The sequence below is a fragment of the Emticicia sp. BO119 genome, assembly GCF_013912375.1.
GTDB lineage: Bacteria > Bacteroidota > Bacteroidia > Cytophagales > Spirosomataceae > Emticicia.
Genome location: NZ_JACETV010000011.1, coordinates 49,789 through 63,687, shown reverse-complemented (window position 1 = coordinate 63,687; position 13,899 = coordinate 49,789). Strand labels below are relative to the sequence as shown.

The window sequence follows — 13,899 nt, the reverse complement described above, 5'->3', positions numbered from 1 at the left end:
CCACACGCAATTGCCGTAGTGGCTAAATAAATGAATGGTATGTCTTCAGTGTTTTAGGTCTATTTAGTCTTCTTGCTGATAATCGTTGTTACCGACTCCGAAAGCTCATTCCATGTACTATTAAGATTATCCAAAAACAATTGTCCTGTGTCGGTTAATACATAATACTTTCTTGGTGGGCCAGAGGTAGATTCTACCCATTTATAATCTAAAAGACCCGAGTTCTTCAGGCGGGTCAGAAGTGGATAGAGCGTACCTTCAACCACCATGATTCGGGCATTGATAAGTTCGTCTAAAATTTCGGAGGCATAAATTTCGCCCCTCGAAATTATGTGTAAGATGCAGTACTCCAGTATCCCTTTCCGCATCTGCACTTGGGCGTTTTCTAAATCCATATGATCTATCTCGTTTAAAGCATTTCCTGCTGAAATTAATGATACAAAGTTAATAAAAGGTACTATGCAATGCAAGATACTTGGCAAAAAAAATATAACAATTAGTACGAACGGTAAAAAACCATGAGTAAATCGTAATTTTTAAGGACGAATTTAAGTACTTTTAATCGTTGATAGTATTTCTGTTTGTACTTTTGACTCTTTAACCATTTTTTGTGAAAACGCCTGATTTCGAAGTTTTTATTGGCATCACAAAACTGATGCAGGCTTTGGGTTTACCAGACCCTCATTCGCCCGATTTTCAACTATATAGATTTGAAGAGTCGATGCGGACAAGACCTGCCATTAGCCCTGTTTACCGGAGTGATTCTTATATTTTTGCCCTTGTTACAAGCGGCAAATTAGCTTTCAAAGTAGGTATCTCCGATTTTCTGATGCAGGAGGGAACACTTTATTTCCTTAGTCCCTGGCATTTACATCAATATCATCGCTTAGAAGACCTCACCGGTTATATCTGTTTTTTTAACGAAAGTTTCTTTGCCTCTACACCCGAAGGACTCCTAACTATACGTGAGCTACCCATGTTCCAGTTAGAAGGCAGAGCAGTATTCGATTTATCTGCCGAACAACAACAACCTTTTAAAGATCTATTCGAGCTAATGCTCAAAGAAGTAAATTGTTCATCCCCATCCCGTTGGGAAATCATGCGGCACTTACTACATATCTTTTTTATTAAAGCCCAGGAAACCTATCATACACATACGCGCATCACTCCCGAACACGCCAGAAATGTAAGACTAAGCAGAGCCTTTGAACGCCTCTTGGAACAGCATTTCCTATTATTATCAAAAGGAAGAACTGGCAAGGTATTTACCGTAAATGAATTTGCCGAACAACTGAACGTACACCCCAACCATCTAAGTAATACACTCAGGAAAGAATTAGGCAAGTCAGCCAAGCAATTGATTCATGAAAGGCTGATTTTTGAAGCAAAGTCTTTACTGCATACAACCGAACTTTCCGTTACTGAAATTGCCTATCGCCTGCGCTTTGACGAACCCACCAACTTTACCAAATTCTTTAAGAAATCTACCGGAATACTTCCAAGAGAATACCGAACACAAGCTATATAAGATGTTTTTTGAATCTTTATGCTGGTTTGTTACATTTGTTTAACTTATTTGCAGCCGATGAAAAAGAAATTATTAATAGTATTGTTAGTTTTAATTGCCGTGGTCACGATTGGTATATACTATATGATTTCACCATCAGGCGACATAGACCAATATACAGAATACTATACCGATGATACTTCTTTACCCACCAAAGGGAAAATAAAAGTTACATTTTTTGGTGTATCTACCCTATTGTTCGACGATGGTGAAACACAGTTACTAATAGATGGTTTTTTTACAAGACCCCCATTCCTTAAATTGCTGACCTCAGAAATATATACTGACAGCACCTTGATTGATGACCTGATAAGTCAATTTAGAATGGATAGGGTAAAAGGTATTTTCCCGACCCATTCACACTATGACCATGCCTTTGATGTAGCCTATACCACTAAAAAAATGAATGCTACTTTGTTTGGCTCTGTCTCTACCATGAATATTGGCCGTGGTGGGGGGGTGAAAGAAGAGCAATTACATTTAACCAGGCCTTATGAAGAAATTTCGTTGGGAAAGTTTATCGTGCAGATTATTCCCTCTAAACATTCAGAACCCAATTCATTAAAAGATTCGGGTTTAATAATTAAAGAACCAAAACCGCAGCCTGCTAAAATGACAGATTATCCCGAGGGTGGTTCCTTTGATTTTCTCATAAAACATAATGGGCATCAGGTTTATATCAAACCAAGCCCTAATTATATTGAAGGTGCATTAGATACCACAAGGGCCGATGTTTGTTTCTTAGGAATAGGCACTATCGGCACAAAAGAACCTGCCTGGCAAAACAAATATTATGAACAGACAATAGGAAAACTTAAACCCAAACTATTAGTACCACTGCATTGGGATGATTTTACAAAACCAATCAATCAACATCTTGATATGCTTCCCCGTTTTGTAGCCAAAACCCCCAAAGATTTTGATTTCATTATTCAAAAAACGAGTGCTGATAAGATTGATTTTAAAATCTTGCAGGCTTATAAGAGTATCATGCTGTTTTAGATTTGTCTTCTAAAATTTTTTACTTGTTGTAATTTTTTGTGAGACCAGTTTAGGTGAGATAATTCATCGTTCCTACAGATAAAAGGAGCAATTGTTTCAACCTTAAAAGAAACCCCTATTGGTTTTAGCCAAAAAATTATAATTTTTTGGCAGAGACGTCTCTGTTAAAACTCACACTTACTTCCTGGCTATTAAAAGATCCCCAAAAACCCCTTCTTCTAAACAATCTTACCATAATCCTATAATTCACCCCATTTCAATCCATGCATCTTCGATTTTTACCATTCTTCCTGCAAAACTTACCGTGATTCTTTGTCTTGCCGAATCGAACTTTGTAGCCTATTTTACCAATAAAATCTTCATGGAAGTTCTCAACAAGCAATTTATTATTGGAGAAACCTTAGCCGTCAACCGGATTGGCCTGGGCACTATGCGTGCTACCACAGGCGCAGGCTCATGGGGAGAACCTGCCGACCGACAAGCCGTCATTAAGGTAATAAGGAAAGCCTTCGAGTTAGGTGTCAATTTTTTTGATACTGCCGATGCCTACGGCCCGGGCTGTTCAGAGCTGATTTTAGCAGAAGCCATAGAGCCATTTAAAAAAGAAGTAATTGTAGGTACAAAAGGAGGTTCTGTTAAATATGCTCCCGGAAAGATTTTTGCCAGTGGCAAGCCTGGCTATCTGAAAACTACCGTTGAAGCCAGTCTGCGACGACTCAACCTCGAAACTATTGATTTGTATCAGTTAGATCACGTTGACCCTGAAGTCCCTATCGAGGAATCTGTCTGGATGCTTGCTTCTTTAAAAAAGCAGGGCAAAATCCGTGAGATTGGCTTATCTAATGTTACATTAGACCAGCTTAGATTGGCACAGGGAATTACAAAAATTGCTTCGGTTCAGAACTCACTCAGCATTGCCAAGCAAACACATCTGAAATTCGCCCAGACTTGTGCCAGTGAAAATATTGCTTTTATAGCGTACTGCCCTACTGCTATGATTGATGCCGACAAAGCCCCGAAGTATCAGCAGAAAGCAACCGAAATGGGAATCACTTTACCACAAATGTCATTACTATGGTTGCTCGAAAAATCATCCAATATTATTCCGATTCCGGGTACATCTTCCGAAAAACATTTACAGGAAAATCTGGCCGTTTGGAAGATGGTTCCCTCTGTGATGGGGCAAGCAGCTATTTAATTTTTTATACTAAAACCTAAATCACCCTTATGTGGATTGTTCGATTAGCACTCAATCGCCCCTATACCATTGCAGTCATGGCTTTTCTGATGATGTTAGGAGGGGTTATGGCAATCCGTTCTATGCAAACGGATATTTTCCCTAAAATTGATATACCTGTTGTAAATATTGTATGGGCGTATCCGGGTCTTTCAGCACAAGATATGGAACGTCGGGTTGTCATTAATAACGAACGAGGTATCTCCTCACAGGTACAAGGAGTAGCACGTATAGAATCAAGCTCGATTCCGGGGATAGGTCTGCTACGCGTCTATTTTCAACCAGGTACTGACCTCGGACAAGCCTTAGCCCAGATTTCAGCAGTATCCTCAACGGCACTTCGTCAGATGCCACCTGGTATGCAGCCTCCCGTATTACTTCCCTATAATGCCTCAAATTTGCCAGTATTGCACATGATTATCTCAAGTAATACTATGGGTGAAGATGCCGTGGCTGACTATACCAATAATTTTTTAAGGCTTCGATTATTTACTATTCCTGGTCTGCAAACACCCGGAGCCTATGGTGGTAAGCAACGCCAGATTAATATCGATATTGACCCTGCTCAGTTAACAGCTAAAGGGCTTTCAGCGGCCGATGTCATCTCTGCCCTGCAAAGCTCAAACGTTATTCTTCCGGCTGGTACAGCCCGGATGGGTCAGACCGAATATAACATTTCCCTTAATGCAAGCCCGAGTTCTCTTGATCAGTTCTATGATATACCCGTAAAAGTAATCAATGGACAAACTATCAGGATAGAAGATATAGGCAAAATATCAGATTCATTTGCCGACCCGACCAATATCGTACGTATCAATGGCAAACATGCCAGCTACTTGTCAATCCTGCGTAAATCAAGTGCTTCAACCCTTACAATTGTGGAGGCTTCTAAAAATATGATTCCAAAAATCAAGGAAGTAGCTCCTGAAGGATTAGAGATAACAACCGATTTCGACCAGAGTATATTTGTCCGGGCGGCTATTGACAACGTATTGCATGAAATGGGTCTGGCTATTTTTCTGGTAGGTCTGATGATTTTTGGTTTTCTGGGCAACTGGAGAAACGTATTTATTGTAGTAACCTCCATTCCATTAGCTATTCTGACAGCTATTATTGTCTTAGACCTGACAGGAAATTCATTGAATATCATGACCCTTGGTGGGCTATCCTTAGCAGTGGGTATGTTGGTCGATGATGCAACAGTAGCGATAGAAAGTATTCATCGACACCTGAGTATGGGGAAGTCTTTAGTAAGAGCTATATTAGACGGGGCGGCCGATATTGCTACGCCTGCCTTGGTTGCTACCCTCTCTATCTGTATCGTTTTTATTCCGGTACTATTCATTACTGGTCCGGCAGGGTACTTATTTATTCCGATGGCATTATCAGTAGTAGTAGCTATGCTTACCTCTTATGTGCTGTCAAGAACATTAGTTCCACTACTATCTCGTTTAATGCTCTCGGCAGGTTCTCATGAGACCCACACTACTAAATTTGACCGTTGGCGAGACCGCCAGTTTGAACGGATGCAGGAAGCATACGGAAGACGTTTACGCAAAACCTTAAAGCAAAAGGGTTGGGTATTGATTGGTTCTTTGATCTTGGTAGCTTTAACAGTACTTTTAGTTACGCCAAAGGTTGGTACTGACTTCTTTCCTACTACTGATACAGGCTTTATGAAACTGCATTTCAGAGCACCTTTTGGTACTCGTATTGAAGAAACCGAAAAATATGTAGAGCGCATTGAAGAGGCCGTAAAGAAAATTGTACCACCCGAAGAATTAGGTACTATCAGTGCCAATATAGGCGTGCCTATTTTCTTCAACTTAGCCTACGTGCAATCAGATAATGTAAATGGCATGGATGCCGAGATTATGATTTCATTGAAGAAAGGCCATAAACCTACCGAAATTTATCGGAATAAAATAAGAGAGATATTAGATAACGATTTCCCCAGTACTCAATCCTATTTCCAGACAGCCGACATGGTGGGTCAGGTACTGAACTTCGGCCTAAGCTCGCCTATAGATTTGCAGGTAGAGGTAAATGATTATAACAAAGGTTATGATTTAGCCAAAGTGCTGAGAGATTCCCTTAAGAGGGTGTCAGGGTTAAAAGATGTTACTATCAAACAGGTTTTGGATTACCCGACATTAAAAGTTGAAGTTGACCGTATCAGAGCCGCACAAGTTGGTTTAAGCCAGAGAGATGTTGCCAGTAACTTATTGGTAAACTTATCTTCAAGTGGTTTGTTTGCCCCCTCTTACTTTCTTAATCCTGCCAATAACGTGAATTATGTAGTAGTAGTAAAATCTCCCATGACCAAGATACAGTCAGTAAGTGATTTAATGAATCTCCCGCTCACTACCGGTGCGGCAGCAAGTAATCTGAGTAGTAACTCAACCCCACAACCGCTTGATGTACCAAGGCAAATTGCCCAGACAGTGCGCAATGTATCTGATATAAAACCAAGCGTAATGCCAAGTCAGATTAATCATGAGAATATTCAGAGAGTATTAAATGTTTCGGCTAATGTAGAGGGCCGCGATTTAGGTTCGGTTTCAGCAGATATTGAACGTATCGTAAAAGGTTTGGGGCAACTACCCAAAGGCTTTGGCATTACAGTACGCGGACAAGGGAAAGTAATGAATGAATCCTTTACGAATATGGCTCAGGGGCTGGTCTTGGCTATTTTGTTGGTATATGTCCTTATGGTAGTATTATTCCAGTCATTAAAAGACCCCTTGATTGTTCTGGTAGCTATACCTGGAGCATTAACAGGCATCATTCTGTTTCTATACGCTACTGGCACTACCATCAATGTGGTATCACTCATGGGATCTATCATGGCAGTGGGTATTGCCGCTTCAAATGCCACGCTTCTCGTAAGCTATGCCAATGATCTGCGGCTGGAAGGATACCCAGTACTAAAGGCAGTTATTGAAGCCGGGAAAACCCGCCTTCGTCCTATCCTGATGACAGCCCTCGCAATGGTATTAGGTATGATTCCGATGGCAATTGGTTTAGGAGAAGGGTCCGAACAAAATGCCCCCTTGGCACGGGCTGTAATTGGTGGGCTTATTATTGCTACACTCTTTACCCTCTTTGTCGTTCCTGCTGTATATGCAGGTTTGTATAAAGGTAAAACAAAAGCAAAAGTAAGCTTATTAGAAGACCAGGAAGCAACTACCGATGTAGTAGTATAAACATTATAACCAAAGTAGTATAACAGACATTCAAAACAAATAAATATTATGAAAAATCAACAAAATCTTCGCCGAATCGGATTATTAGCCATAGTCCTGGTAATCGTAGGAGCCGGGATTTTTGTGATAAGCCGGGCCGATTCTGCCGAACCCCCCATTGCACCAAAGAATGATGCACCAACAGTAAGCACTACCACTATCAGCCAGCAGAAATCAGGCAGAACTCTCATGCTTTCTGCCGAAGCCCGCCCTTACCAGTCAGTAACCCTCTATGCCAAAATAAGTGGTTACCTGCAAAAACTATTTGTAGACAAAGGACAGGATGTAAAGGCAGGACAAACCATTGCTATCATTGAGTCGCCTGATCTGGAGCAGGAAAAATTAGCTTTAGAAGCCGACTTAAAACAAAAACAAAGCTATTTACAAAGAGTTGAGTCTTTATTGGCTAAAAAATATGTAACCGATCAGGAAGCAGATAAAGCCCGTGCTGATGTAGAAATGGCAAAAGCGAGAGTAGACGCTCAGAAAGAAAAACTGTCTTATACCACCATCAAAGCTCCGTTTGCCGGAAACGTATCAGCTCGTTATGCCGATGTAGGGGCTCTTTTGCAGGCAGCCACTTCCTCACAAAGCAGTGCCTTGCCTGTAGCTACCATTTCACAGGTAAATCGTTTAAGAATTACCATTTTTGTCGAGCAGGCAGATGCCGGAACCGTGCGCCCGGGTACACCTGTTGATATGCTTGTACCGGGTTCAGCAGATACACTTCATGCCAAAATAACACGCATGACTGGCGAATTAGACGCCCGCACCCGAATGATGCTGGCTGAAATTGAATACAATAACGCCAGTAACCAGATACTGGCAGGTAGTTTTCTGAAAGTACTGATTCATTTACCAGCGCAGGAGTTTATCAGTATTCCGGCACAGGCACTGGTAGTAAAGGGAGATAAATATTTTGCACCTGTTATCAAAGATAATCATATTTATTACCGACCTATTAAGATTGGTGCGGGCGACGGCCTACATTACAGGGTCTATTCAGGCTTGAATGAAGGAGATGTGGTCGCCCTTAATGTAGGCAATTCATTGATTGATAGTTCACTTGTAAAAGTGGCAAATAAACCGATAAATAAATAATGAAAAAGGTTGCGTTACTTTTAAACATACTGTGCTATGGACTAAACGTTTCGGCACAAACCAGAGTATTAAGTTTTCAGGAAACCCTTCAGATGGCTATTCAGCAGAACGTGGGGATCCGCAAAGCGCAAAACAATATTGAATCAGCTAAGTGGGATATTTACGGCAGCAAAAATATGTTTCTCCCTAATGCTACTTTCAACGGAGGTTTCACCTTTCAGTCAGGGAGCAACCTCCTTACTGTGGCAACGCCCTCTTTAGTTGCAAGTACCTTTACTGGTCTTAACTTTCAGGCTAATAGTAATTATGTATTAGCCGATGGAGGAGCCAGAAAAACGCAGGTACTGGTTGCTCAGAAAACAGAAGAAGTAGTTACTTCTCAACTGAAATTCACCCGTCAACAGGTAATCAACGATTTAAGCCTGGCATTCTTACAATTATCCTTAGATAAAAGACTGATAGAAATTGCTACTCAGAACTGGCATCTTTCCCAGGATAGAGATACTATTTTAACCGATTTGGTGAAAGCAGGTTTAAGATTACCCAATGAACTTTATCAACAACAGGCTCAGACACGCATGGATGAGCAGCAGGTAATAACCGCTAAAAATCTCCTGCAAAACCACAAGATTTTTCTAATTCGTCGGCTTAATCTCCCTGCCGGTGAGTACGATTTTCAGGACTTGCCGGAAGAAGCCCTACCCAATTTCACAGCACCCGATTTAGTCGGTTCGGCCTACACCAAACGCTATGACCTGCTGGCACTAAAACAACAAAGAGAAGTTACATCCTTAAGAGCACCAATTATCCAGGCTAATTTAAAACCCCAATTAGTAGCCTCAGGAGGATTCACAACAGCCGGACGACACTTATTTCAGCAGAACATTAATGGAAACGATGTATTAAAAACCATTGAGCAACGAAACATTATCCGGCAATTAGGAAATCAGATTAACGTGTATGCTGGTTTGAATTTAGTCTGGAATATATTTGACCGTAACCAGACCAAAACGGCATTGGCTAAAAACCGCATAGAAGAAGCCAACCGTGAAATGGATATAATAGACAGACAAGACCAGATACGCGCCGAAATAAACCAGGCCTTAACCGACTACGAAACTGCCCAGCAACAATTTACCACCGCACAAGCACAGCTATCTGCTGCACAGGCAGCCTTTGAATTACAGGAAGGCCGCTTCCAGAATGGTTTAGCTCCTTTGATAGACCTGTTTGTGGCACAGAATGCCTTAGCGTCTGCCAAAGTCAATGTGGCCAGAGCAGGTATTCAGATACGTTATCAACAGAAATTAATACAATTCTACGTCGGCGACGGACAGGAATAAGAGATTTTAGAAGGGTAAACTCTTGTTTCCCTTCTTTAACTTTCTCTCTTCTCTTATAAAATAAAAGCAGCAATATTATGGATGTTCCACTAATACTTTTTTAAATCTTCTCATATACTAACTATTTTTCATTCTCACCAATTTTTACAAGAATATGGGTCACTTTTCCTATAAAAGTGCCGGATAATAATTTTTCTTTGTTTTAATGCCATTTATTAGGTTTCTTAGTAAGACTATCCTTTATGGCCGACAAAACAATACTTTGAAAATTTTGTCTGTGCAAATTATTTGAAAATCTTCAACCCATGAGTACTGAAAAAGATACCTCTACAAGTCGTTATCGTCCATTATTCAGAAGATTAAGAGGCTATGCATTTGATCCGAGTTTATCTACTCGTTTAGAAATGGCAGAGGTAAACCTCGTAGTCTTTAAAGTAAAATGGGAAGACTCATTAAAGAAGGGTCCTATCGGAGAATACCTCGAAGTAATAGACATTGACCCCGCAAGTAAGGCTTTTTATGAGCCTGTTGATCTAAACGATGAATATATCTTAGCTCTTGACGGGCTTCCCCCTTCCGAAAGTAATCCGCAGTTTCATCAGCAAATGGTATATGCAGTAGCTATGATAACCATCGAAAACTTTGAGAAGGCATTAGGTCGGAAAGTACTTTGGTCTTCTTTCGATTATAAGAAGGAAGAAGAGAAAAGAAAGTATTATCGCGAAGAATTTGTTCAAAGACTCCGGCTTTATCCGCATGCTATTAGAGAGGCCAACGCTTACTATAGCCCTGATAAAAAAGCAGTACTTTTTGGCTATTTTGTCGCCCGACCTCCCGACGAGACGGCTATTATGCCAGGCACACTTGTTTTTACTTGTCTCTCTCATGATATTATTGCTCATGAAGTAACTCACGCCTTAATAGATGGGCAACATAAACAGTATGTCGTAGCCTTAACAGAAGATACTCTTGCCCTACACGAGGCCTTCTCCGACATTGTTGCGCTCTTTCAGCATTTTACTTTTCCTGAAGTTTTAAAGAATCAGATAGCGCAGACAAGAGGAGAATTAGAAAACTATAATCTTTTGGGAGAACTCGCACAACAATTAGGCCTCGCAATCGGAAACTACGGTTCATTAAGAAATGCGCTGGGAAGTAAAGATAAAGATGGTAAATGGCAACTGACAAAACCAAATCCTTTACTATATAAAACCGTGATGGAAGCTCATGGAAGAGGGGCTATTTTAGTAGCTACAATTTTCAGAGCTTTTCTGAAAATATATAAAGCGAGAGCGAGCGATTTGTTCAGAATTTATACGAACGGAACAGGTGTTTTACCCGAGGGGGCTATTCATCCTGATATGGTAAATAGGTTAGCAAGTGAAGCCTCATTATCTGCCAAGCACGTACTTAGTATGTGTATTCGTGCTTTAGATTATTGCCCGCCTGTAAGAGTAAATTTCGGTGATTTCCTTAGGGCTATTATTACGGCAGACAATGACCTTGTGGCAGATGATGATTATGCTTACAGAGTAGCATTTATTGAATCTTTTAAAGAGTGGGGCATTTATCCTAAAAATATTTTTTCGCTGTCAGAAGAAAGTCTTATCTATAATATTCTTAATAGAAAAGAAATTGAAAGCTACCTGAGAACAGATGCTTCTTTTCAAAGAGTAATAAATGAAATAGAAATATTCAGTAGAAGAATTTTTAAAGAGCAAAACCGGGAAAAGATTTTCGAAATCGGTAATGATTCAAAATTTAGGCTTCATCGGGCTATCAGAAGATTAATGGTTACACTTAATAAAGAGAGGTTCGAAAATAAAGGAAAACGAGAAAAACTAAGTGTGTATGAGCGTACAATAAATGAATTAGAAAAAGAAAGCCGACACATTGATGCCCAGTATGAGTATGATAAAGCCATAAACTCCATTAACAATGAAAAAACTCAGCTTGTGGTACAAACCGACAAGGCCTCTAAACTAAAGATTAAAGAATTAGATAAAGCCATAGAATATGCCAAAGAATTATTTGATCGTAATAGGCAATCTATTGAAAATGAATTTACAGAAAAAGAAGATGCTCAGAAAGAAATTGGCAAGAGATTGCAGATTTTGGAAGAATTATCAGGATTCATTGTACCCCTTCTTAATGAGAATGCTCCGAACGAAGGAATATATTTTGATAAATATACCATTGATGAAATTGAAAAAACAGAAGGATTTCTGTCTGTTTCATCATTATTGAAAGCTGAAAACAAAACTATTTTTGAAGATAACCACATAGTTATAGAAGGAGAAAAATACCAGCCATTTATAAAAATTAACAGGCGCCTTGATAAGCCCAAAAGTGATAAAAATAATAAAAACAACAAACTCGTTTACTATCCCAATTTCCAGGTCTACAATCTACATTATTCATTGAGAGTCGGCCCTGATAGCGTTACTACTAAACAAGTAATTCTTAGCTTATATCAGGATTTATATCTGCTGAAGCGTCAGCCTGATCAGCCAGAATTAAATTTCGATTACATAACCGAAGAATCATTAGTTTTCAGAGGTGGTAGCACGCTTATTATTGAGGCAAGTAAACCTGAGTTAAAATATCGTATCGTAAAAAGAGTAAATGACATAAACGATATTAAAAGTTTTTTAAAATTAGAAAAAACAGGCAACGGCGAAACAAACCCCTTTGTGATGCAATCGCTGCTTGAACCTTTTGCAATGCTCCATCGAGACCACTAAAACGCTTAATAAATCTCTATGTCAAAAAATCAAAAACTTACTTCTGTTAATATAAGAATGTATCGCCAGGGATTTGGCGACTGCTTCCTATTAACTTTCCACTATAAAAACCCTAAGAAATTACGGCATATTATGATTGACTTTGGGGTTTTGATGAGTGTAAAAAAAAATAAAGGTGCAAAAGACAAAGAGCTCCAGAAGCAGGAGAAAATGAAAAACATAGCAAAAAATATTTTAAGCAAAACAAAAGGTAAAGTTGATGTTCTGGCCGTTACGCATCAGCATTGGGATCATTTTTCAGGATTTACGAAAAGCCAGGCCGGGGATATTATTTCTGAATTAGAATTTGAAAAACTTTGGTTAGCCTGGACCGAAGAAGAAAATCAGACTGCCGCCGAACTAAAAAATGTAAAAGTAAAAATTGAAGATAATATAAGGCTTGGCGTTTCTCAGCTAAAGAAAGACTACCAGAAAATTAATGATGATAAGCCCAATCTGAAAAGAAAAGAGGCTTTTAACAAATCGATAGATAACATAAATCAAATTTTAGCATTTGAAGGTACTTCTGAAAACAAGAAATTAACCGATATTCTTTCAAAGGTATGGAAAGGTATTAAATCAAAAACCGTTTTCCATGAATCAGGGAAAATAATCGACTTAGATTGGGGAGGCATACGTATATACGTTCTTGGCCCGCCTAAAGAATGGGATTATCTTCGTAAAAATGAATCAACATTATCAGGAGATCTCTATCTAAGTGATAAAATATTAGAGATGTCTACCGAAGCAAATTTTAATAACCCGAACTCGTTCATGAATTCTTACTTATTTGCTGATGCCGATAAGCAAAAAAAATGGTCAAATAAGGATATTCCGTTTGATGAGCATTGGGCACTTTATAAGTCAAAAGAAACTACAAACGAAATAGAACCATACGAATTAGAAAATCAGGCACTTAGGGAAAGCGAACAAAAGAAAATAATTAAGAATATCATAAAGAGTGAGGTTTTTCAATCTTATATTTCAGATAAGCCGACGAATGAAATACGTCGGATTGATAATGATTATTTATCTTACATTGAGCCGCTGGCTATGAAATTAAATAACCATACTAATAATACAAGCCTGGTTTTAGCTATTGAAATGATTGATTCAGGAAAAGTCCTTCTATTTCCTGGTGATGCTCAATATGGTAACTGGCTTTCATGGTTTGAAAAAAAAATGGAGTGGGATATACTTAAAAATGGTAAAAAAGAGAAGGTTACAGTGGAAGATTTATTGATGCGAACCGTTTTTTACAAAGTAAGCCATCATGGCAGCCACAATGGCACTCCACAAAATAAAGGCCTTGAACTAATGAAAGACAAAAACCTGATTGCTGCCGTACCAGTAAATGAATCTGATGCAAAAGACAATAACTGGGATAAAATTCCCTATAACAATATAATGAAAAGGCTTCAGCAAAAAGCAAAAATAATCAATGGGAGACCCGCAATCTTACGGTCTGATATTGATTTTCCATCTGCTGGCGAGATAAAAGAAGACCAGAGTGAACATAAATTATACTTTGATATTATTATCAAAAACGAGTAAAAATCTCTACCTGATTATAATGATGACCCCTTTATATCAGAGATCAAAAATTCTTCATTTCTAAAAG

At 39.1% G+C, this 13,899-nt stretch carries 9 protein-coding genes; 8 read left to right on the top strand and 1 reads right to left on the bottom strand.

Going from position 1 to position 13,899, the window contains the following annotated elements; genetic code table 11:
* Positions 1–59 precede the first annotated feature (59 nt).
* The gene (locus H1R81_RS25025; protein ID WP_130021655.1) at positions 60–395 is read right to left on the bottom strand and encodes a PadR family transcriptional regulator; all 336 of its coding nucleotides are present in this window, start codon (positions 393–395) and stop codon (positions 60–62) included.
* Between the two features lie 215 nt (positions 396–610).
* Here H1R81_RS25025 and H1R81_RS25020 point away from each other — a divergent pair, with 215 nt between their 5' ends.
* From H1R81_RS25020 to H1R81_RS24985, 8 genes are all read left to right on the top strand, one after another.
* The gene (locus H1R81_RS25020; protein WP_181843492.1) at positions 611–1,528 is read left to right on the top strand and encodes an AraC family transcriptional regulator; all 918 of its coding nucleotides are present in this window, start codon (positions 611–613) and stop codon (positions 1,526–1,528) included.
* 57 nt (positions 1,529–1,585) lie between these two features.
* Entirely contained in the window at positions 1,586–2,569 is a 984-nt protein-coding gene (locus H1R81_RS25015) for an MBL fold metallo-hydrolase (protein ID WP_220275309.1), read from the top strand.
* Between the two features lie 361 nt (positions 2,570–2,930).
* A complete protein-coding gene (locus H1R81_RS25010; RefSeq protein ID WP_181843491.1) occupies positions 2,931–3,767 on the top strand; it encodes an aldo/keto reductase in 837 nt (278 codons plus the stop codon).
* A gap of 29 nt (positions 3,768–3,796) precedes the next feature.
* Complete coding sequence (locus H1R81_RS25005) at positions 3,797–7,012, top strand: efflux RND transporter permease subunit (RefSeq protein WP_181843490.1); 3,216 nt, start codon at positions 3,797–3,799, stop codon at positions 7,010–7,012.
* 48 nt (positions 7,013–7,060) lie between these two features.
* Positions 7,061–8,152: an efflux RND transporter periplasmic adaptor subunit gene (locus H1R81_RS25000; protein ID WP_181843489.1), complete on the top strand. Its 1,092-nt coding sequence runs from the start codon at positions 7,061–7,063 to the stop codon at positions 8,150–8,152.
* Complete coding sequence (locus H1R81_RS24995; RefSeq protein WP_181843488.1) at positions 8,152–9,495, top strand: TolC family protein; 1,344 nt, start codon at positions 8,152–8,154, stop codon at positions 9,493–9,495. Before H1R81_RS25000 ends, H1R81_RS24995 begins: the two co-directional genes overlap by 1 nt.
* Before the next feature lie 305 nt (positions 9,496–9,800).
* Complete coding sequence (locus tag H1R81_RS24990; RefSeq protein ID WP_181843487.1) at positions 9,801–12,239, top strand: hypothetical protein; 2,439 nt, start codon at positions 9,801–9,803, stop codon at positions 12,237–12,239.
* Between the two features lie 18 nt (positions 12,240–12,257).
* Complete coding sequence (locus tag H1R81_RS24985; protein ID WP_181843486.1) at positions 12,258–13,832, top strand: hypothetical protein; 1,575 nt, start codon at positions 12,258–12,260, stop codon at positions 13,830–13,832.
* Positions 13,833–13,899 lie beyond the last annotated feature (67 nt).